Here is a 22,626-nt window from a genome sequence, read left to right on the forward strand (position 1 = left end):
GATATAACTATATGAAATAAAATCATTTATCGCAATTCAACCTACAACATCACAACACGATATAATCAAAGGTTTTTTATTCTTAATCATCTGTTTTTAAAAACAAAATATAGCCAGTCATTTCACTTATTTCGAATATATAGAATTTTATGCATTAAATATAAAAAAAACGGATAACGCTTTATCCATTTTCTTCATTCAATTTAGATTCAAGCTTGTTATCGCTTTTCATTATAAATCTGGTCATAAATCGCCCCATTCACAAAATGGGTTTTTTGCGCTTTTGCCCAGCCACCAAAGACTTTATCAATGGTGAAGGTCTGAATTTTCGGAAATTGGGCGGAATATTTGGCAGCCACTTTGGCATCGCGTGGACGGAAGAAATATTTCGCAGCCAACTCCTGCCCTTTCAGGGAATACAGATAATTCAAATAGCCTTTCGCCAGATTGGCATTGCCATTTTTATTCACATTTTTATCAACGATCGCCACCGATGGCTCGGCCAGAATTGAAATAGAGGGATAGATGATATCGTACTTGTCCTTACCTAGACCTTGCGTTGCCAGCAAGGCTTCATTTTCCCAAGATAATAGTACATCGCCAATACCGCGCTCGGCAAAAGTCGTCAGTGAACCACGGGCACCGGAATCCAACACTTTGACATTTTGATAAAGCTTTTTGACCAGATCTCGGGCTTTGGCATCATTGCCACCGGGCTGTTTCAGCGCATAGCCCCAAGCAGACAGATAGATCCAACGTGGCGCTCCACCAGTTTTCGGGTTAGGCGTAATAATCTCGACACCCGGTTTGGTCAGATCATTCCAGTCCTTGATTTGCTTGGGATTAGCCTTACGCACCAAAAAAACGATTGTCGATGTATACGGTGCTGAATTATTTGAAAACTCTTTTTGCCAGCCTTTCTCGATTAAACCGACATTGACGATTTCCTCAATGTCATTGGCCAAAGCCAAAGTCACCACATCGGCCTGCAAACCATCGACGACCGAACGTGCCTGCTTGCCTGAACCGCCATGTGACTGTTTAAAATTGATTGTCTGTCCGGTTTCCTGCTTCCAGAACTGGCCAAACTCCTGATTATATTCTTGGTAAAATTCACGGGTCGGATCATAGGAGACATTCAGGAAATCTTTGGCCATTACATTTTGTATGGTGGTTGCAGTAAATATTGTCAAGATTGCGGTTGCTATTATTTTTTTCATGTTATGTGACTCATTATTGAGATAACCACACTGTATAAATAAAAAATAAATATAACAATCATGTGTTTATAATAATATTGATGATCTATTTCTGATTTTGAGATATCTGCTAACAATTAAACCTGGATACATATTCTGCTAAAAAATTAATCTCCTGCTACAATATAAGACAGTTCTTCACGTTCTCTTCACAGTTGTCTGTTAAAAATAGGCCGCCAAAAGAGAGAATTACGATTTTTAGTAATTTTCCATAGATGTTATATTAATTTTTTGTAAAAAATGTGACTTGGTTCTACTTCTTTATAATCAACTGTGATTAAATTGTAGACGGAGTATTAAAAAAACATTTTTAACAGAATAAAACCAACCAGAAGCAAGGAGGAAGTTTGGATATGAAATTTAAATTATTCACAGCTAGCATCCTAAGTCTGATCATGCTGTTTTCGATTCAACTGGGTCATGCCGTCGTTGTGAAGACAGATTTGCAGAAGGCCTCAGTCACTACTGTTGAAAGCAAGACATCGCCGATTGAAAAAGCAATTCAACAACAAAAAAGCGAAAAAACCCTGCATACAGACGATAATCTTAAAGTCTTAACTGCGCTGAAAGTCGCACCTTCACAAAATTTCTTTGCAGCACAAAATTATCGCTTTACCCGCTTCGTACAAAGCATATTTTCTAGCGATCATTCTTAATCAGTTTTAACCAACTCGAATAACAGCAGGATTTAAAGCCACATCACTGAATGTTGAATAAAGCATTAAGTGATGTGGCTTTTTCGCTATAATAGAACCAAATTTATATTCTAGATTATATCCGGCTATGACTGTTCGTACTCGTATTGCACCTTCTCCTACAGGTTTTCCTCATGTAGGTACTGCCTATATTGCCTTGTTTAACTTATGTTTTGCTAAACAGCATGGGGGTGAATTCATCCTTCGTATTGAAGATACCGACCAACTGCGCTCAACACCTGAATCTGAAAAAATGATCCTGGATTCATTGCGCTGGCTCGGTCTCAACTGGTCTGAAGGTCCAGATGTGGGTGGCCCACATGCACCGTACCGCCAGTCAGAACGCATGGATATTTATAAAAACTATGCGCTGGAACTGGTTGAAAAAGGTCATGCCTTCTACTGTTTCGCTACTGCCGAAGAACTGGATCAAATGCGTGCTGAACAGCAAGCACGTGGTGAATCTCCACGTTATGACGGTCGAGGCTTAAACCTTTCTCAAGAAGAGGTCGAGCGTCGTTTGGCTGCTGGCGAAGCACATGTGATTCGCATGAAAGTACCGACTGAAGGTATTTGTAAATTTAATGACATGCTGCGTGGTGAAGTCGAGATTCCATGGGCGCAGGTCGACATGCAGATTCTGCTGAAAACTGACGGCTTGCCAACTTATCATTTGGCCAACGTGGTGGATGACCATTTAATGCAAATCACGCATGTGATTCGTGGTGAAGAATGGATTCCGTCTGCACCGAAGCATCAGTTGCTGTACCAGTATTTCGGTTGGGAGATGCCGGTACTGTGTCACATGCCACTGCTACGCAACCCGGACAAATCAAAATTGTCTAAGCGTAAAAACCCAACTTCAATCAACTATTACAAAGATATCGGTGTACTGCCTGAAGCCTTGTTGAACTACTTGGGTCGTATGGGCTGGTCAATGCCAGATGAAAGTGAAAAATTCACATTGGCAGAAATGATTGAACATTTTGATATCAAACGCGTATCACTCGGTGGTCCAATCTTTGATGTTGAAAAACTCAACTGGCTCAATGGTCAATGGATCAAAGCCCTTTCTCCTGCTGAATTGCTCGATACGCTGCTGGCATGGAAAGCAGACCGTGCCAAATTAGAAGAAATTGCAGCTGCGATTCAACCACGTATCAACTTGCTGTCTGAAGCAGTGAACTGGTCTGCGCATTACTTCAACCACTTCCCGACACTGACTCAGGAGCAGTTTGTCAGCAAAAAACTGTCTGACGAACAGGTACGTCAGAGCTTGCAGTTTGCCATTTGGCGTTTAGAAAGCCTGTTCACCTGGAACAACGACACGGTCAGCCAAACCTTGATGGATTTGGCAGCACAAATGGAAATTAAACTGCGTGACTTCATGCCGGCCTTTTTTATTGCCATTGCCGGTTCAACTGCGTCTACCCCGGTGATGCAGACTATGGTCACCATTGGCCCTGATTTGACCTTCGCACGTTTACGTCATGCGCTGGAAATTGTCGGTGGCCCAAGCAAAAAAGAGCTGAAAGTCTGGGAAAAACTCAATGAAAGCTTAAAATTGCCGAAAAATGAAGCGGTTGATCAAGCTTAATCAATTTTTTTGTTGACGTGTGAGCGCGATATCCCTAATATAGCGCTCACACAGACTGGGGTCATAGCTCAGTTGGTAGAGCGCTACAATGGCATTGTAGAGGTCAGGAGTTCGATACTCCTTGACTCCACCAAATCAAGTCTTGCTTTAGCTGTGTAATGCCTCAATTGTCCCTATCGTCTAGAGGCCTAGGACATCGCCCTTTCACGGCGGTAACCGGGGTTCGAATCCCCGTAGGGACGCCATATTCAAGATTACTTTTGAAGTGGTCTTTTAAAAAACCCAAGCATTATGACTTGGGTTTTTTATTGCCTGTATATTTTATGTTGGGCAATATTTCGGTTTCTTCGCATCTTCCGATAAAATAATCAGTAATTTAGAATTTTGGAGTTGTAATGCAATATCGTTGCCCTAAGTGTCAAAGCCCGAAAATCATGCCGGTGGCCCAGCCAGGTCAAGCAGCTCCACGTCCGGTGGTTCCTAAAAGCCTGATGTTTCTGGTGCCCGCCCTATTCCTATTATTATTGCTGGTGATCATCAGTATCGCGATGTGGATCTTTGGTGATGGTGCAGGTACAACTTTACAGACTGCAACCGTCATCGTCTTTATTCTTTCTTTGATTGCAGGCTTTATGTTCTATAAAGACTTGCCTGATTTTAAAATTTCCATGCAGGCCTTCATGCAGACCCAAAAGAAATGGAAATGTCGTGAATGTAATCACGAGTGGGAAATCTAAGTCACTCCCCACCGCCCTATAAGCACAAAAAACCAGCCCGAAGGCTGGTTTTTTATTTTAAAATCAGGGATTAAACACCAATTTTACGGTATTTTTGACGCTTCGCGACCAAATCATCACCATCGCGCTTACGACGATATTCTTCAAACTCAGCATAGTTACCAGTGAAGAATTCAGGTGTTTCACCTTCAAATGACAAAATGTGCGTTGCAATACGGTCCAGGAACCAACGGTCATGCGAGATCACCATCACAGTACCCGGGAACACCAGAATGGCATCCTCAAGCGCACGTAAGGTTTCGATATCCAGGTCGTTTGACGGTTCATCGAGCAAGATTACGTTTGCGCCCATTTGCAGGATTTTAGCCAGTTGTAAACGGTTACGCTCACCACCTGACAATTGACCGACACGTTTTTGCTGATCCTGGCCTTTAAAGTTAAAACGACCGATATATGCACGAGATGCAATTTCGTATTCGCCAATCTTCAAGATGTCTAAACCGCCAGAAACTTCTTCCCAAACCGTTTTGTTGTCATCAAGCGTGTCACGAATCTGACCCACATAAGCCACTTTCACCGACTCACCCAGTACCACAGAACCGGTATCCGGTTGTTGTTCACCGGTCATCATGCGGAACAGTGTGGTTTTACCTGCACCGTTCTCACCGACGATACCCACGATCGCAGCAGGCGGTACAACGAATGATAAATCTTTATACAGGGTACGATCACCAAACGATTTGCTGATGCCTTCAACTTCTACAACCTTGTTGCCTAGACGTGGACCAGGTGGAATGTAGATTTCAGAGGTTTCGTTACGCTGTTGGAATTCACGCGAGTTAAGCTCTTCAAAACGCTCCATACGCGCTTTGTTTTTCTTTTGCTGGCCTTTGGCATTTGAGCGAACCCATTCAAGTTCTTTTTTCAATGCTTTAGCAAAAGATTCTTCTTGCTTGTTCTCTTGCTCTAGACGCGCATTTTTCTGCTCTAACCAAGAAGAGTAGTTACCTTGGTATGGAATGCCCATGCCACGGTCAAGCTCAAGAATCCACTCAGCCACGTTATCCAAGAAATAACGGTCATGCGTAATCGCAACGATGGTACCCGGGAAGTCTTTCAAGAAACGTTCTAACCAGGCAACAGATGATGCATCTAAATGGTTCGTCGGTTCGTCAAGAAGCAACATGTCTGGCTTAGACAAGAGCAAACGGCACAGTGCCACACGGCGGCGTTCACCACCTGAAAGCAGTTTAACATCGGCATCCCAAGCTGGAAGGTTCAGTGCAGCAGCTGCCTGATCCATCTGATTGGCAAGGTTATGTGCATCCCATGCATGGATAATGGCTTCGAGCTTTTCTTGCTCTTTTGCAAGTGCATCAAAGTCAGCATCTTCTGCTGCATATTCTGCAAATACTTCGTCAAGACGTGCCAAAGCATCCAGCGGCTCACGCAGACCATCTTCAACGTTGCCACGCACGTCTTTAGTTTCATCTAAAGGCGGCTCTTGCTCGAGATAACCGATTTTAGTACCTGGTTGTGCACGTGCTTCACCAGAGAAATCTTTATCTACGCCCGCCATAATACGAAGCAAGGTCGATTTACCTGCACCGTTTAGACCAAGCACACCAATTTTTGCGCCCGGGAAAAATGATAAGGAGATATCTTTCAGGATTTCGCGTTTCGGCGGCACCATCTTAGACACTCGGTTCATCGTATAAATATATTGGGCCACGTAGGACTCCTCAACTGAAAAACCAAATGGGGTTAAAACAACCACCCCAGCTCAAAAAAGAGCGAAAAAATAATCGGCTATTATACGCAGAAAGCTGCGAAAACATAAGCCATTGCCATGAACTTCAATGCATTGTTACAAGTTTATTTATGGTGATTTTTCAAACAGCTGATTTAAGTCAAATAAGTGCGTCGAATCCCAATTTATATATGATTATTTCATCTATCTATTTCAGTAAAATTGCACTTTTACTTATATATGAAAATGTTACACTCAAGTCATAAACTTAAACACAAGAAGATCAGTCATAATGAGTTATAAAGCAGAAACCCTTGCGATTCATGCAGGTTATAGCCCTGAAGCCACCACCAAAGCAGTTGCAGTGCCAATTTACCAAACTACGTCTTATGCCTTTGACAATACTCAACATGGGGCCGATTTGTTCGATTTAAAGGTACAGGGCAATATCTATACCCGGATCATGAACCCGACCACGGCGGTGTTAGAGCAACGTATCGCCGCACTTGAAGGCGGGATTGGCGCACTTGCTTTAGCGTCTGGTATGGCTGCAATTACCTATGCGATTCAGACCATTGCTGAAGCCGGTGACAATATTGCATCCGTATCTACGCTCTATGGCGGCACCTATAACCTGTTCGCACACACCCTGCCGAAGCAAGGTATTGACGTGCGTTTCTTTGATTATGAAAAACCGGAAAGCTTGCGTAGTTTAATTGATGACAAGACCAAACTGGTCTTTGTGGAATCCATTGGTAATCCACTGGGTAATATTATTGATCTGGAAGAGATTGCAAAAATCGCGCATGAGTACGGTGTGCCCGTGATTGTTGACAATACGGTGGCAACGCCAGTGCTACAAAAATCTTTTGATTTTGGTGCCGACATTATCGTGCATTCATTGACCAAATATATCGGCGGTCATGGCAACTCGATTGGTGGCATCATTGTCGATAGCGGTAAATTCCCGTGGGGTAAATATCCTGAACGCTTTCCCGCGCTGAATACCCCCGATCCAAGCTACCACGGCGTAAACTATGTCGAAGTTCTCGGTGAAGCGGCTTATATCGCTCGAGCGCGTGTGGTGCCACTACGCAATACTGGGGCTGCGATCAGCCCGCAAAATGTGTTTCTGATCCTGCAAGGTTTGGAGACTTTAAGTCTGCGTATGGAGCGTCATACTGAAAATGCGCTTAAAATTGCGGAATATTTACAGCAGCATCCTAAAGTAAAATGGGTCAATTACGCTGGTCTGAAAGATCATCCACAACATGCCTTGGCACAAAAATATGTGAAAGGTAAACCGTCTGCGATTCTGACCTTTGGCGTAGAGCATGGTCTTGAAGGCGGCACACGTTTTATTGATGCGCTGCAACTGTTTACCCGTCTGGTCAATATCGGCGATGCCAAAAGTCTCGCTTGTCATCCGGCGACCACCACACATCGCCAACTCAATGCCGAGGAGTTAAAATCAGCAGGTGTCAGTGAAGATATGGTGCGACTCTCGATTGGGATTGAACATATTGATGACTTAATCGCGGATCTGGAACAGGCACTAGCGACCGTTTAAAGGCGTGTTTCATCTGACTCAAAACTCCACCCTTTCTGGTGGAGTTTTTTTATTTATATTCTAAAACAGCCACTTGCTTTGCTTTTTATTTTCATGGTAAAAGTTAAATGAAATAGCGAACACAAATAGAGCAATTACTCTAATTTTTATTTTAATTTCAATAGTTTAATTTATAGATTTTCCTGAAGAATTGGTTATCATATCTGTACTCACCTTCGCTCTCATCTCCTGTTAGAGCGCCATACACCTTTAATAAAAATAATTTGAACGCTGACTTCAAATTAGGGATAACAAATGTGAAAACTAGACTACACAAACAACTGGAAAAATCTGTTGCAGGTAAAACCGTCCTGATCACCGGCGCATCCAGCGGTATTGGGTTAACGACGGCACATCAACTGGCCGATGCAGGTGCGCATGTTTTACTGGTGGCCCGTACTCAAGAAACCCTAGAACAAGTAAAAGCAGACATTGAAGCCAAAGGCGGCAAAGCCTCAATCTTTCCATGCGATTTAAACAATATGGAGTCGATTGATGAGGTGTCCAAACAGATCATTGCCTCAGTCGATCATATTGATATTCTGATCAATAATGCGGGTCGTTCGATTCGCCGCGCCGTGCATGAATCGGTCGACCGCTTCCATGATTTTGAACGGACCATGCAGCTGAACTATTTCGGCGCCGTGCGTCTGGTCATGAATATCCTGCCACAAATGATGATCCGTCGCGCGGGTCATATCATTAACATCAGTTCGATTGGCGTACTGGCCAATGCCACCCGTTTTTCGGCCTATGTTGCTTCAAAAGCTGCGCTGGATGCTTTTAGTCGCTGCCTGTCTGCCGAAGTACATTCGCATAAAATCGCAATCACCTCGATCTATATGCCTTTGGTACGCACTCCGATGATTGCACCAACCAAAATCTATAAATATGTACCGACACTTTCTCCGGAACAGGCGGCTGACCTGATTGCCTATGCCATCGTGAAACGCCCGAAGAAAGTTGCGACCGGTTTGGGTCGTCTGGCCTCGATTACTTATTCGATTGCCCCGGATATCAACAATGTTCTGATGTCGATTGGTTATAACCTGTTCCCAAGTTCAAGTGCCTCTGTGGGTCAACCACAAAAATTAAATTTGGTGCAAAAAGCATATGCACGGCTGTTCCCGGGCGAACACTGGTAATTTTTACTGGGATAATTTCCTAAAAATACGAGCCGCCGACCGGGCGGCTTTTTTGATGTCTCAGTTTTAAATCTCCAGGTGAAAGCAAGCTCATCTGGATCACACACGACATAGCCTGTCTTTATCGACACAGATTTTTGCCGCAAATGCTGCGAGATCACGTACACTATCTGCGGATATTTCCTATCCGTATTTTTATATTTTGATTGAAATGATGGAAACCCTTATGAACAACGCGCGATGGCTCGATGAAGTAAAATTTAACGAACAAGGATTAGTCCCTGCCATTGCCCAGCATCATCAAACTGGTCGTGTCTTGATGGTGGCCTGGATGAACCGTGAAGCGCTAGCACTAACGGCTGAGAAAAACCAAGCCGTGTATTTCTCCCGTTCACGCAGCAAGTTATGGCATAAGGGCGAAGAATCAGGACATTTTCAAACCGTACATGAAATCCGTCTGGACTGTGATGCCGATGTAATTGTGCTGCAAATTGAACAGCATGGCGGCATCGCTTGTCATACTGGTCGTGAATCATGTTTCTATCGTAAACTCACGCCAAATGGCTGGGAAATTGTCGATGCACAGCTGAAACACCCGTCTGCAATTTATGGTGAAAAATCCACAAATCCGCATACGCTGGCGATGGAAGCGTCAAGCGCCCAGTCTGAACAGGTCGAAGTCTTGTCCTATCTGGGCCAGATGATGGCAGAACGCAAACAGGCCGATCCGGATTCCTCTTATGTGGCCAAGCTCTATCACAAAGGCCTGAACAAGATTTTAGAAAAAGTCGGTGAAGAAAGCTTTGAAACTGTGCTGGCTGCCAAAGATTTCAACGCTCAGGTCTCTGAAGACAATAAAAATGATCTGATCTATGAAGTTGCTGATCTGTGGTTCCATACCATTGTGATGCTGGGTTATTTCGATATCGAACCGCAACTGGTCTTGAATGAGCTGGCACGTCGTCAGGGCTTATCCGGTCTGGTTGAAAAAGCCAGCCGTCAGCATTAAATGATGAATATGCCTGTGTCTGATCTACAAAAACCCAAGGCCACTTATGAGCAGGCCACTGCCATCGATAATGCCCGTCTGGGTAATTCCTTTAAAGTGATTGCCTATGCCGGCACAGGTAAAACCACCACACTACAAATGATCAGTGATGCCATGCCTGAACGGCGTGGCATGTATCTGGCTTTCAACAAAGCCATTGCCAGTGAAGCGCAAGCCAAATTTCATCGTGGCGTGGATTGCCGCACTTTTCACTCGCTGGCATTTCGCAGTGTTCCACGTGGAATCACCGACAAGCTGCGTCTGCCCCGTTTAAGCCCAAGCTTTATTGCCAAAGAATACCGTCTGGAACCGATGACCATGCGCCGTATGATGGGTGGGCGTTATGAAAAATATGTCTTGATGCCTTCGCGTCTGGCGAGTTTAGTCGCCAATGCGGTTGGCTATTTCTGTTCGACCAGTTCGCAATACCCTGCTCCGCGGCATATTCAGGCACCGAGCTGGTTACATCCAGATGATATTGAGATCCTGCAAAAGAAACTTTATCCGGCCGTAGAACGGCGCTGGCTAGAATCAATCGATCCCAATCATCAGGCCGGGATTGGCCATGATATTTACCTGAAACTCTGGGCGCTGTCTGAACCGAATATTCCGGCCGATTATGTGCTGTTTGATGAAGCGCAGGATGCCGACCCACTCATGCTCGGAATTTTGCTGAAACAGCGGAATACTCAGGTGATTTATGTCGGTGATGCGCATCAGCAGATTTATGCTTGGCGCGGTGCGGTGAATGCCATGCAGCAACTGCCTTTACCCGAATCACGCCTGACCACATCGTTTCGTTTTGGCCCTGAAATCGCGTTAAATGCCAATGCCATTTTAGGTGCACTGAATGAAACCGTGCCTTTGCTTGGCAATCCGTTGTTAGATTCTAAAGTCGTGAATAAACCGCATACCAAAATGCGGGATGCAATTTTATGCCGGACCAATGCCCGGGCCATGGAACTGTTACTTGCCGGACTGGTGCGTGGTGATAAAGTCAGCCTGCAAGCCGATCATGTCAAACTGAATCGTTTTGTCGATGCGGCTGCCATGTTGAAACAGGGCAAACGTGTGGTCGATGTGCCGGAATTGGCTTGGTTTAATTCCTGGCATGATGTGCATGAATACTGTGAAACCAATGAAGGTAGCGACATCAAACCGCTGGTTAAACTGGTCGATGAACATGGCACCGATCCATTGAAAAAAGCCTTGGCCAAAATCACCCCGATTGGACAGGCGGACTATATTATTTCCACTGCACATAAGGCCAAAGGTCTGGAGTGGGAACGGGTGCATATTGAAGATGACTATCAGTTTAAGCTGAATGAAAAAGATCATAAAATTAGTGATGAAGAGCTACGTTTACTTTACGTGGCCTGTACACGTGCTAAAGTAAGCTTAAATATTCATCACATTTATGACCTGATTCAACAACTGAAGATCAAGATGCCGCAGTCGCTTCGTCAAGCCGTCGGTTAAGGTATGGATGTAAAATCATGGTACAGGTGACCTATGCACATCGAAGCGCTTCAACTGAAACACACCCTGCATTTTCCAGAGATTCAGCTTCAGCTTGATCATTCACAATATCCGCTTACCTTAATTTTGGGCAATCAGGGTACTGGCAAAACCACTTTGTTACGCTGTGCTTATCAGGCGCTGACCTGGTTTGCAGCGCGTTATCGCGATAGCCGGGCTGCCGGTCTGGTGATGCCTGATCAGGACATCATGCAACACCGGCTGCAATCCAAAATTGATATCCGGGTTGGCTTTCCCGAAGAGGTTTCAGCGCTTACAGAATCCAGCCAGACTGAAGCTACACAGCAACAGAGCTGTTCCTGGCAAGTCTATAAGACTTTAAATAGTCAAGGACTCGGCTTTAGCAAAGCCGAAACCGCGCAACTGGACAGCATGCTTGGCCTTTATCAGAAAGCCCGATTCAATGATCCTCTGCTCGGCTTGCCGCTGATTGCCTATTATCCTGCCGACCGCTTTGTCAATGACGTCAATCTGATCAGCAAAAACAATCCGGCTATTTTCCATACAGCGCATGCTTACGACATTAGCGCGATTCCGTTTACGACCTTTGCCCGTTTCTTTGAATGGTTGCGTGAAGTCAGTGATATTGAAAATGCGCAAAGCGCCAAGATCATGGATCAGATTTTAGCACGTGCCTTGCAGCAACCTGAAGATATTCGGGGAGATGAACTGGCGCGGCAGATTGAAAAAGCGCAAGCACAGCTCCATACCCCGCATTTAACGGCCTTAAAAAATGCCTTGTCGCAGGTATTGCCTGACATCAGCCAGATTGAGTTAAAATACCAGCCCAAGCTGCAACTGATGCTGACCTATCAGGACAAGCGTTTTACTTTTCAGCAGCTTCCCAATAGCATCCGCACCTGGATTGCGCTGGTGGGCGATATTGTACGGCGTCTTTGTCTGCTCAATCCGAACAGTTTATTTCCATGTCAGGAAGGTACAGGAGTGTTGTTGATTGATGCCATTGATCATCAGCTGGATCAGGATCTGGCAGCAGAGATTCTGCCGCGTCTGCATCAGGCATTTCCTAATTTGCAAATTATTGCCACCGGCAACCGACCTGAGTTACTGGAACAGGCACAGGCCTTTCAGTGTTTAAGACTCGAAAATAAACAGTTGCATCCAATTCATCTTGAAAGCATGAAAATCCAGTTTGATCAGATCTATGCCGAAATGGGTCTACATACTGATCCAGACGCAATTCCTGCCGAAGAAGCGCTAATAGAAACCGTCACCGAACCGACTACACCGCTTGCTGTATTACAGCGGATTCAGCAACAGTTGAATCCTGAACAGCAGCAGGAATTGTTACGTTTACTTGCTCAGGATCAGCCGACGCTACCGCAATCGCTCTAAGTAACGTTGAAAAACAGTAATGATCGTTTCAATGAATATCGAGATTTATCCAGACCATTTTAGTGCTGTCTTTTTGCAATTGTAAAACTGCATTTAGTCATATTTACAATCAATGCTTGCAATTTAATCTTAATTTTCGGTCACTTCTGGATGATCTGTTTAAGCATCCACCCCACGCCAAAAGCCTGCTCGCGTATAATTTATAAGTTCGACATAAAAACGTTGATGTTGTTGTTATCCTGTAATATGATCGGTTTTATTTGCGAATTTCATTGTAAAATCGGAATTTGCTATCGTTTATAAGTTGCGCAATACAACTATTTTTATATTCTTTTGAATATTCTTTTGGCTTTCAAGATTGAGAAGTTTGGGTTGCTCCTTGTAATCCTGTAGTCCTTGAAAGATGAAGATTCACCCTAGGTTGGTCACAACCTAAATCACGACAATGGATACGAGTGTGCTGCCGATTATTATATTGTTACCGTTAGTATTAGGCACAACCCTTGTCTCGTGGCTGAAGCAATTTTCGCGCGGGGTAACGGCTTTAGGGGCAATTGGTGTCAGCCTCAGCAGTTTCTTATTATTATTGAGTCAGGCGCCTGCCATCTTTGATGGTGCCGTGATCATTCAGACCTGGTCCTGGCTGCCCCAGCTCGGGATCGATTTTAGTTTCCGTCTGGATTCTCTGGCCCTGCTGTTTGCCTTGCTGATCAGTGGCATAGGCACCCTGATCTATATTTATGCCTATTATTATCTCAATCCCAAAAATTCGCTGAGCAAACTTTATTTCTTGCTGATGCTGTTTATGGCAGCCATGCTCGGAATTTCATTGTCGAATAACTTGCTGATCCTGCTGGTTTTCTGGGAACTTACCAGTATTTCATCATTTTTACTGGTGGGCTATTGGAGCAATTACGAAGCCGCACAGCGCGGCTCACGTATGGCCTTGACCATTACCGGCATGGGTGGCTTGGCCATGCTTGGTGGCTTCATCCTGCTGGGTCAAATTACCGGCACTTATCAGATTGATCAAATCCTGACGATGACTGAACAGATCCAGTCACATGCGCTATTTGTTCCCACTTTGTTGCTGATTTTACTCGGTGCCTTTACCAAGAGTGCGCAGTTCCCCTTCCATTTCTGGTTACCCAATGCCATGGCAGCACCGACACCGGTCTCTGCCTATTTACACTCGGCCACCATGGTCAAAGCCGGCCTGTTTCTGGTCGCACGTTTACTCCCGATTTTTGCGGGCGCGGCACTGTTTCATAATATTGTGACCTTTGTCGGTCTGTTTACCCTGTGCATGGCCGCCTTTTTTGCCATTTTTAAGGAAGATCTGAAAGGCTTGTTGGCCTATTCAACCATCAGTCATCTGGGTCTGATCATGTGTCTGCTCGGGATTGGTTCTCCACTGGCAGTCGCAGCGGCAATTTTCCATATTATTAACCATGCCACCTTTAAAGCGGCCCTGTTTATGATTGCCGGTATTATCGATCATGAATCTGGCACCCGTGATTTACGTAAGCTTTCAGGTCTATGGCAACTGCTGCCCTTTACTGCAACGCTGACCATGATCACTGCGGCCTCTATGGCCGGTGTTCCATTGACCAATGGTTTCCTCTCCAAAGAGATGTTCTTTACTGAGCTGGTGGCCAATTTAAGCGGGCCAGTGCTGGTCGGTTCAGCCATTGTGGCGACATTGGCCGGAATTTTTGCAGTCACTTATTCGATTCGTCTGGTGCATGGGGTATTTTTCGACGGCCCACTGGGCAAGCAAGTCCCGAATAAAAATGCGCATGAGCCACCATTTGGCATGCGCGCACCCGCCACTTTACTGGCATTTTTATGTATTTTAGTGGGTCTATTGCCAGCACTTTTAGTCGAAAAAATCGTGAATAGTACCACGCAGGCAACGACTCAAAATTTTGCTTTTGAAGGTACGCATCTGGCCCTCTGGCATGGGTTTAATCTGCCATTATTAATGAGTGTGATTGCTTTGGCCGGTGGTGCAGTATTTTACTTTTCTCTGGCTAAAGGTGGTGCCTTACGTGAAATTGATCTGGATCCAAAACTGGGCCGCTTACAGGGTCGGATCCTGTTTGACCTGTTCCTGAAAAATCTGCTGTTAAATTCACGTCGTTTCCGCCGTGCCACTGAAACTGGCAAATTACAAAGCTATTTATTATGGATTGTGATCTTTACCATCGGTCTGGTTGGTTTCCCATTGCTATCCAATGGTATCGGTAGCGGTACGCGTGAGCTGACCCATGCCCCTGCCCTGGCCATTGTCTTGTGGATGTTGCTATTTTCTGCCTGCTGGATGCTGCTATGGTTCCATCATGAACGGATTAAAGCGGTACTGATCAGTGGTGCAGTGGGTCTGGTGGTAACCATGGTCTTTATTGGCTTCTCGGCACCTGACCTGGCATTGACCCAAATTACGGTCGATGTAGTAACCACCGTCTTGTTATTAATGAGTTTATCTCTGCTACCGCAGCTAACCCCTTATGAATCCAGTCCAACCCGGCGCTGGCGCGATGCGATCATTGCGCTGGGCGGCGGTCTCGGTATTGCCACCATCGCCTGGCTGATCATGACCCGCGATCATAATTCTATTTCATGGTTCTTCCTGCAGCAGTCAATTCCACTCGGCGGCGGAACCAATGTGGTCAATGTGATTCTGGTCGACTTCCGTGGTTTCGATACCTTCGGCGAAATTACTGTACTCGGGATTGCCGCGATTGGTGTGCTTAGCCTGATGGATGGCATGCGTGCGCATGGCACCACCATGACTCAAGGTTTGACCTATCGATTTAATCCCTCCCCCTTGATGTTACGTATCACGGCATCATGGATTTTACCTGTAGCTCTGGTAGTCAGCCTGTATATCTTTATGCGTGGCCATAACCTGCCGGGCGGTGGATTCATTGCAGGATTAGTCACCTCACTGGCCTTAATTATTCAATATATTGCAGTGGGACAGGATAAAACTGAACAGTTGCTGGGTGCCAAATCTGGTCGTTTGTATGAAATCTGGATTGGCGTGGGTTTAACCATTGCCGGTTTGACCGGGGTTGCAGCCTGGTTCTGGTCACGCCCATTCCTGACCAGTGCGCATATTTATGTCTCGCCACCCGTGATTGGAGAAATGCATCTGGCTTCGGCGGCGCTGTTTGATGTCGGTGTCTATGTCACTGTAGTCGGTGCGACCATGCTGATGATTTCTGTGCTGGGCGATTCACGTCACTCCAGTATGACTGGCCCAGTACCAAGAGGATAATAGAATGATGAGTTTAGAATTTTTATTAGCCTCCGCCATTGGTCTACTCGCCGCCACCGGAATCTATCTGATTCTGCGTGCGCGTACTTTTCCGGTGGTGCTGGGCTTGGCCATGATTGGTTATGCGGTCAACCTGTTTTTATTTGCCATGGGGCGGATCCAGATGAATTCGCCTGCCGTATTGACCGAGGCCTCCAGAGTCACCGATCCCCTTCCGCAGGCACTGGTGCTGACCGCCATCGTGATTGGCTTTGCCACCACTGCCTTTATTGTTCAGCTGGCACTGCGTAGCCGTTATGAATCAGGAACAGACCACGTTGATTCAAAAGAAGAAACACCTCAGATTGACCCACGTGAGGATGAGCCTTAATGACTGATTTTCTTCACTTCTGGTCTCAACATACGCCAATTTTCAGTATTCTTTTACCGGCCCTTACCGCTTTTAGTCTGGTACTTTTAGGCAATCCGGGTTCTGGCTCCCTGACCACAGACTGGCGTCAGCCTTGGCGTCGTGGTATCAGCCATATCTCGGGTATCTTGGGTCTGATCATTGCGGTCAGTTATTTAATTGACAGCAGTCAGGGTCAAGTCAGTGTATATACACTGGGCGAATGGGCGGCACCTTTTGGGATCGTGCTGGTGCTGGACCAACTCTCTGCCATGATGCTGGTGTTGACCTATGCCCTGGCAGTACCGGTGGTCTGGTATGCCAGTAAAGAATGGGATACCCGTGGCCGTTATTTCCATACCATGGTGCATTTCCTGCTGATGGGCCTGACCGGCGCCTTCCTGACCGGTGACTTATTCAACCTGTTCGTATTCTTTGAAATCTTGCTGATGGCGTCCTATGTGCTGCTATTGCATGGACAGGGCAAGGCGCGTTTCCAGCTGGGAATTCATTATGTCACCATTAACCTGCTGGCTTCTGCGCTGTTCCTGATTGGACTCGGCATGATTTATGGCAGTGTCGGCAGTCTGAACATGGCCGATGTGGCGCGCTTAATGCCTACCTTGGCAGAAGATCAGCATAAACTGGCTGTTGCCGGTGGACTCATGCTATTCGTGGTCTTCGGGATTAAGGCGGCAATGCTGCCGGTTGGCTTCTGGTTACCCAAAACCTATGCCGTAGCCACCACCCCTGTTGCCGCACTCTTTACCATCATGACCAAAGTCGGGATCTATGCGATTTTGCGAATCAATGGAACTGTTTTTGATGATGAATACAGCCATCAGATTCTGATGAACTGTCTACTGGTGATCGGTCTGATTACTTCAGTCTATGGTGTCATTTGTGCGATTGGTACAGAACGCCTGCGCCGTTTTGTCGGCTTTATGGTGCTGTCTTCAGTCGGCACGATTCTGGTGGCGATTGGCATGAATACGACTGCAGCCTGGGCCGGCGCCCTGTACTATATGGTACACAGTACCCTGATTGCTGCAGCATTTTATATCCTGTCTGGCTGGATTACCTCACAGCGCGGTGAGTTCAAAGATCATTTTAAAATCGCACCGCTGATGAAACAGAACAAGCTGGTTTCGATTATCTATTTCATCATTGCCTTGATGATGGCCGGTCTGCCACCGTTCAGCGGCTTCTTTGGCAAAGTCTTTATTTTGCAGGCTTCTGCCAATTCAGAGCATCAGATGATCATTATCCTGACCATTCTGCTGGTGAGTTTCCTCAGTATTCTGGCTTTTACTCGAGTCGGCTTTATGCTGTTCTGGCGCTCGACCAAACCTGAAGATGATTTGAATTCTGACGATTTCCACAAATATGAAGCTTTACCCAGTAAGGCACCTGCACGTAATGATCACACGATCTATTTGCTACTTGCCGGCTTAACAGCTTATGTTGTATTTGCTGGACCGATCTATCAATATAACTATCAGACGGCAGAACAGATTAAAAACAATCCGGTCTATGAAGCTGCCCTGTTAAAACGTGATGCAGAAGGTCAATTTATTAGTGTGCAACCCTTTGATCCAAGTTATTTGCCAGAAACCAAATATGGTGGCGAGGTGGTGGATCCAAATGCACATCTGATTCCTTATATGATTTCAGAAGCCACTTTGGAAGGTGAAAATATTTCTGAATTCAAACAACGTCAGATTGACCAGCAGCATATTGAACAAACCCAACATGATGATAATCAACTTAAACCGGCGGAGGGACCTTAATGGCTGAATCATTCCTGCAACGTTGGTTCCCGCACCCGTTGGTTTCTGTAATCGTGGGACTCAGCTGGACTTTACTGTCACATAGCACAGAAGCCGGAACCTTGCTGGTGGCCCTGCTTCTGGCGATTGTCATTCCCAAAATGGTCGCGCCGTTTATTGACTATACCCCGAATATCCAGTGGCGGCCTGCGCTGCGTCTGTTCTTTGTCGTGGTCTGGGACATTGTGGTGGCCAATCTTAAAGTTGCAAAACTGGTCTTGGGGCCGACCAAAAACCTACATCCCAAATGGTTCCGTGTGCCTCTGGAAACCGAGCATGAAGAAGTCAACACCTTACTGGCCATGATTATTACCACTACACCGGGCACAGTCACTGCCGGTATTGATCAGGATCGTGGTGATATTCTGGTGCATGCTTTAAGCACGGATGATGAAGCAGCTGAAATCGAGCTGATCAAACAACGTTATGAACAGCCCTTGCTTAAAATTTTCAGCGCACAGACAGGAGAAAAAATATGACGATTCTGCCTTATGCATTAATGATTTGCCTGGGTGCAGTCACTGTCTCGATGTTACTCTGCCTGATCCGACTCATTACCGGCCCTTCTATCGTTGACCGCCTCCTGGCACTCGATACCCTGTTCCTGAATGCCACCTGTCTGATTGTCATTTTGGGAATTTACTGGAGCAGCACTTTTCTGTTTGAAGAGGCTTTACTGGTGGCGATGCTCGGCTTTGTCTCTACAGCAGCCTTGGCGCGTTATTTCACCACTGGCCATGTCATCGACTAGGAGTTTTTAAATGCCGTTAATTTTAGAAATACTAGTTTCGATTTTTTTATTGATTGGTGCTTTCTTCATGCTGGTCGGAGGGATCGGGATGGTGCGCCTGCCCGATCTGTTTATGCGGCTGCATGCACCGACCAAATCCAGTACCTTGGGCTTGGGCAGTTTTCTGATTGCCGCGATTATTTTTTCTGCCATGTACGGCCGTTTCGGTTTTGCTGAAGTGCTGATTACCCTATTTGCCTTTATCACTGCGCCAGTATCGGCCAATCTGATGGCGCAGGCAGCATTGCATTTACGTTTACGCTCACTAAGTGGTGAGGTTCCAGAAACACTAGAGCGTCCCCTGCCTTGGCAACGTTCACGTCGCCGTGCTTTTTATGAGAAAAAAATGAATCATAAAAATGATGATCTCACTTGATTTGGACTATTTTTAGATAGGTCGATTCACTTCTAATGTTTAAAGTTTCAATAAAGCCAGCTATAAAAAAGCCACCCGAAGGTGGCTTTTTTATTGTCCTAAGACTTATTCATCATCTTTTTTTGCTTCAGCTTCAGGTAAATCCTTCACAGCTTCAGCAATCAGACCAAACATATAGTTACCATAGGCATTGGTCTTGTCGTAATGGAAACGTAGACGAGGTGTAATACGGGTTTTGATACGACGGCTCAGTTCGTGACGCAGGAAACCAGAGGCTTTGTTTAACACCTCTAAAGTTTCTTTATTCGCCGCTTCACTTTGTTCATCGCCCAGCTCACGTCCCATAACAGTGACATAAACTTCCGCATATCCCAAGTCCGGGCTCACCTTCACGGCAGAGATGGTCACCAGACCACCTAAGCGTGGATCTTTCAGCTCCTGACGGATCAGTTCTGACAACTCGCGTTGTACTGTATCCGCCATACGCTTCAGACGTTGACTACCCGCCATTAAAGACTCCGTTTAATCAGTTGAACATCGTACACTTCGATCTTATCCAGTGCTTTGATGTCTTTATAACCTTTCACCGCAAGACCACATTCCATACCGGCACGAACTTCTTCAACCACTTCTTTATAGCGACGAAGAGATTCAAGCTCGCCCTGGAATACCACCACGTCATCACGGAGTACGCGAATCGGTTTGTTACGATGCAATACGCCTTCAAGAACCATACAGCCCGCAGCCGCACCGAATTTACTTGAGTGGAATACTTCACGTACTTGTGCAACACCCAGAATCGTTTCACGATGTTCAGGTGCCAGCTTACCGCTCATTGCTGCTTTCACATCATCAATCAATTGATAGATAATTGAGTAGTAACGAATGTCGATGCTGTCTGCATCGGCTTTTTGACGCGCAGTGTTGTCCGCACGAACGTTAAAGCCAAGTAGAACTGCTTCTGAAGATTCAGCCAGTGTTACGTCAGACTCGGTGATTGCACCAACGCCCGAACCAATAATACGTACTTTCACTTCATCCGTTGCAAGTTCAGCAAGTGCAACATGCAAGGCTTCCAGTGTACCGCGTACGTCAGTTTTCAGCACCACGTTCACGATAGGCACATCTTTCTTGCCCATAGACGCCATGATGTTTTCAAGACGCATTGCAGATTGACGCTCAAGACGTTTTTGACGTTCACGATCCATACGTGCATCGGCAACTTCACGTGCTTTTTTCTCATCGCTAACAACAAGAACTTCGTCACCTGCCATTGGCGCTTCTGGAAGACCCAAAATTTCCACTGGAATTGAAGGACCTGCAGATTTGATACGCTGACCATTTTCATCGGTCATTGCACGAACGCGACCATAAGATGAACCAGCAAGAACCAGGTCACCCACTTTCAAGGTACCGTTTTGAACCAGAATAGACGTGACCGCACCACGGCTGTTGTCTACACGTGCTTCAATCACCACACCTTGTGCAGCACCTTCTTCCGATGCTTTCAATTCAAGCAATTCAGCCTGGATCGAAATCAGGTCTAGAAGTTCATCGATACCTTGACCAGAATGCGCCGAAACCATGGCAACCGGTACATCACCGCCCCATTGTTCAGGTACGATCTGTTTGGTGGTCAATTCGTTCAATACGCGATCTGGATCAGCAGATTCTTTATCCATCTTGTTGATTGCAACAATGATTGGTGTACCTGCAGCACGTGCATGGTCGATTGCTTCTGCAGTTTGTGGCATAACACCATCATCTGCTGCAACAACCAGTACCACGATATCCGTTGCTTTGGCACCACGTGAACGCATTGCAGTAAACGCTGCGTGTCCCGGAGTATCAAGGAAGGTAATAATACCTTTGTCGGTTGTAACGTGGTAAGCACCGATATGCTGGGTAATACCGCCTGCTTCGCCTTGCGCCACTTTGGCACGGCGGATACGGTCAAGAAGCGATGTTTTACCATGGTCAACATGGCCCATGATGGTAACCACTGGTGCGCGCGTTGTTTGTGCACCACGTGCTTCTTCAGCTGCTTCAAGCAAGTTATCTTCAGCTTGCGTATCAGAAACCAATACCGGGTTATGACCCATTTCTTCTACGATTAACGCTGCAATTTCCTGATCAATGGCTTGGTTCTGAGTAACCAGCTCACCCATTTTCATGAGAGATTTAATAACTTCACGAACCTTGATCGCCATTTTCGCAGCCAGGTCAGCCACAACAATGGTTTCACCAATTTCAACATCGTAAACCTGTTTCTTCACAGGTTTTTCGAAGCCGTGCTTGTTGCCCTGGCTGGTTTTCAAACCGCGTTTAGGCTGTTTGCTGAAGCTCTGCTCTTCCTGACCACGACGTCCACCTTTTTTCGGTGCACGTGCAGCTGGGGTATTGGTACCACGTTTGATCTCGCGGTCTTCTTTGGCAAATGAGTCCTCATATGCCTGACCCACCAGACCGGCAGCAAGCGGAGAATCGTCTACGACACGAATCGTTGCTGTTGTATCTTCAGCGGTGTACTTAGACGCCATCTGACGCATTTGTTCTAGCGTACGTTGCTGCGCTTCTTCAGCCGCTTTACGACGTGCTGCTTCTTCAGTCGCTTTTAATTGCGCTGCCTGAGCTTCACGTGCTTTTTTCTGTTCAGCCGTTTCAGTTTGTTTAACAACCTGTTTTACAATCGGCTTGTTGGTCGATTTGCGTTTTACCACGACTGCCGCTTTAGAAACTTCTTGCTTGTCGCTGGTTTGTTTTGCAGCAGCACGCATCGCTTCTAGAGCTTTACTCGCGTTATTTACGCCAGTTTTCGGAGCTTCAGCAGAAGAAGCAGCTTGTGCTGTATTCTGCTCAGGCGCAGCTTTGGCCTGTTGTTCAGCCTTGGCTTTCGCCAATGCTTCTGCTTTGATCTGTTCTGGATCAGGCTTAACAAATGTATGCTTCTTGCGAACTTCTACATTAATCGTTTTCGCCTTACCTGAAGTACTCGCAACTTTTGCGGTACTGGTTGTTTTACGTTTCAACGTGATTTGCCCTGCTTGGCTTTCTGAACCTTGTGATTTCTTCACATGGCTCATCAAGCTATCTTGTTGTTCGGTGGTAATAATATCGTCAGCTTTACGCTGTGGTAAACCTGCCTCACGAACCTGCTCTAGGAGCTTCTCAACTGGACGACCCACGCTGAGGGCTAACTCTTTAATCGACTTGTCCGTCATATAC

Annotated in this window: 18 protein-coding genes and 2 tRNA genes; 16 read left to right on the plus strand and 4 right to left on the minus strand. The window is 45.9% G+C overall.

From position 1 onward, the window contains the following. Positions 1-218 precede the first annotated feature (218 nt). Positions 219-1,220, minus strand: coding sequence for a sulfate ABC transporter substrate-binding protein (locus CWI32_RS09890; protein WP_100535225.1), 1,002 nt, complete (start codon positions 1,218-1,220; stop codon positions 219-221). A gap of 392 nt (positions 1,221-1,612) precedes the next feature. On the opposite strand from CWI32_RS09890, the gene CWI32_RS09895 reads away from it, so the two are divergent. The 5 genes from CWI32_RS09895 (at position 1,613) to CWI32_RS09915 (ending at position 4,288) form a co-directional block, all read left to right on the plus strand. Next, positions 1,613-1,915: a hypothetical protein gene (locus CWI32_RS09895; RefSeq protein ID WP_005094351.1), complete on the plus strand. Its 303-nt coding sequence runs from the start codon at positions 1,613-1,615 to the stop codon at positions 1,913-1,915. Positions 1,916-2,042: 127 nt separating this feature from the next. Beyond that, a complete protein-coding gene (gene gltX / locus CWI32_RS09900) occupies positions 2,043-3,551 on the plus strand; it encodes a glutamate--tRNA ligase (RefSeq protein ID WP_005168912.1) in 1,509 nt (502 codons plus the stop codon). A gap of 57 nt (positions 3,552-3,608) precedes the next feature. Beyond that, positions 3,609-3,684: transfer RNA gene (locus tag CWI32_RS09905), tRNA-Ala, on the plus strand. 36 nt (positions 3,685-3,720) lie between these two features. Continuing rightward, a tRNA-Glu gene (locus CWI32_RS09910) sits at positions 3,721-3,796 on the plus strand. A 150-nt stretch (positions 3,797-3,946) separates the two neighbouring features. Then, positions 3,947-4,288, plus strand: coding sequence for a membrane protein (locus CWI32_RS09915; protein WP_004281123.1), 342 nt, complete (start codon positions 3,947-3,949; stop codon positions 4,286-4,288). 70 nt (positions 4,289-4,358) lie between these two features. Here CWI32_RS09915 and ettA read toward each other — a convergent pair whose 3' ends face one another. Beyond that, positions 4,359-6,020 carry an energy-dependent translational throttle protein EttA gene (ettA, locus tag CWI32_RS09920; protein ID WP_005168915.1) on the minus strand — a complete coding sequence of 554 codons (1,662 nt, stop codon included), beginning with the start codon at positions 6,018-6,020 and terminating at the stop codon, positions 4,359-4,361. Positions 6,021-6,330: 310 nt separating this feature from the next. On the opposite strand from ettA, the gene CWI32_RS09925 reads away from it, so the two are divergent. The 11 genes from CWI32_RS09925 to CWI32_RS09975 all read left to right on the plus strand — a co-directional run bounded on the left by CWI32_RS09925 (position 6,331) and on the right by CWI32_RS09975 (position 19,401). After that, on the plus strand, positions 6,331-7,608 hold the full coding sequence (locus CWI32_RS09925; RefSeq protein WP_074383639.1) for an O-acetylhomoserine aminocarboxypropyltransferase/cysteine synthase family protein: 1,278 nt from the start codon (positions 6,331-6,333) through the stop codon (positions 7,606-7,608). Between the two features lie 296 nt (positions 7,609-7,904). Then, complete coding sequence (locus CWI32_RS09930) at positions 7,905-8,792, plus strand: SDR family NAD(P)-dependent oxidoreductase (protein WP_074383640.1); 888 nt, start codon at positions 7,905-7,907, stop codon at positions 8,790-8,792. Between the two features lie 226 nt (positions 8,793-9,018). After that, on the plus strand, positions 9,019-9,801 hold the full coding sequence (hisIE, locus tag CWI32_RS09935) for a bifunctional phosphoribosyl-AMP cyclohydrolase/phosphoribosyl-ATP diphosphatase HisIE (RefSeq protein ID WP_100535249.1): 783 nt from the start codon (positions 9,019-9,021) through the stop codon (positions 9,799-9,801). A gap of 15 nt (positions 9,802-9,816) precedes the next feature. Then, positions 9,817-11,319: a UvrD-helicase domain-containing protein gene (locus CWI32_RS09940; RefSeq protein WP_034608364.1), complete on the plus strand. Its 1,503-nt coding sequence runs from the start codon at positions 9,817-9,819 to the stop codon at positions 11,317-11,319. Between the two features lie 33 nt (positions 11,320-11,352). Then, complete coding sequence (locus CWI32_RS09945; protein WP_100535226.1) at positions 11,353-12,735, plus strand: AAA family ATPase; 1,383 nt, start codon at positions 11,353-11,355, stop codon at positions 12,733-12,735. A 445-nt stretch (positions 12,736-13,180) separates the two neighbouring features. Next, positions 13,181-16,018 (plus strand): monovalent cation/H+ antiporter subunit A, encoded by a 2,838-nt coding sequence (locus CWI32_RS09950; RefSeq protein WP_074383643.1) that lies wholly within the window; start codon positions 13,181-13,183, stop codon positions 16,016-16,018. 4 nt (positions 16,019-16,022) lie between these two features. Next, positions 16,023-16,388 (plus strand): Na+/H+ antiporter subunit C, encoded by a 366-nt coding sequence (locus CWI32_RS09955; RefSeq protein ID WP_005168933.1) that lies wholly within the window; start codon positions 16,023-16,025, stop codon positions 16,386-16,388. Then, a complete protein-coding gene (locus CWI32_RS09960) occupies positions 16,388-18,196 on the plus strand; it encodes a monovalent cation/H+ antiporter subunit D (RefSeq protein ID WP_100535227.1) in 1,809 nt (602 codons plus the stop codon). Before CWI32_RS09955 ends, CWI32_RS09960 begins: the two co-directional genes overlap by 1 nt. Then, on the plus strand, positions 18,196-18,714 hold the full coding sequence (locus CWI32_RS09965) for a Na+/H+ antiporter subunit E (protein WP_005094373.1): 519 nt from the start codon (positions 18,196-18,198) through the stop codon (positions 18,712-18,714). The genes CWI32_RS09960 and CWI32_RS09965 overlap by 1 nt, the downstream gene beginning before the upstream one ends. Beyond that, the gene (locus tag CWI32_RS09970; protein ID WP_005094376.1) at positions 18,711-18,986 is read left to right on the plus strand and encodes a monovalent cation/H+ antiporter subunit F; all 276 of its coding nucleotides are present in this window, start codon (positions 18,711-18,713) and stop codon (positions 18,984-18,986) included. The genes CWI32_RS09965 and CWI32_RS09970 overlap by 4 nt, the downstream gene beginning before the upstream one ends. A 10-nt stretch (positions 18,987-18,996) precedes the next feature. Continuing rightward, on the plus strand, positions 18,997-19,401 hold the full coding sequence (locus tag CWI32_RS09975; RefSeq protein ID WP_005094378.1) for a Na+/H+ antiporter subunit G: 405 nt from the start codon (positions 18,997-18,999) through the stop codon (positions 19,399-19,401). A gap of 105 nt (positions 19,402-19,506) precedes the next feature. Here CWI32_RS09975 and CWI32_RS09980 read toward each other — a convergent pair whose 3' ends face one another. After that, positions 19,507-19,911, minus strand: a complete 405-nt coding sequence (locus CWI32_RS09980; protein ID WP_005094380.1) for a ribosome-binding factor A — start codon at positions 19,909-19,911, stop codon at positions 19,507-19,509. Continuing rightward, the gene (gene infB / locus CWI32_RS09985; RefSeq protein WP_005094383.1) at positions 19,911-22,622 is read right to left on the minus strand and encodes a translation initiation factor IF-2; all 2,712 of its coding nucleotides are present in this window, start codon (positions 22,620-22,622) and stop codon (positions 19,911-19,913) included. The genes CWI32_RS09980 and infB overlap by 1 nt, the downstream gene beginning before the upstream one ends. Between the last annotated feature and the right edge of the window lie 4 nt (positions 22,623-22,626).

Source organism: Acinetobacter pseudolwoffii (assembly GCF_002803605.1).
In the GTDB taxonomy this organism is placed as follows: domain Bacteria; phylum Pseudomonadota; class Gammaproteobacteria; order Pseudomonadales; family Moraxellaceae; genus Acinetobacter; species Acinetobacter pseudolwoffii.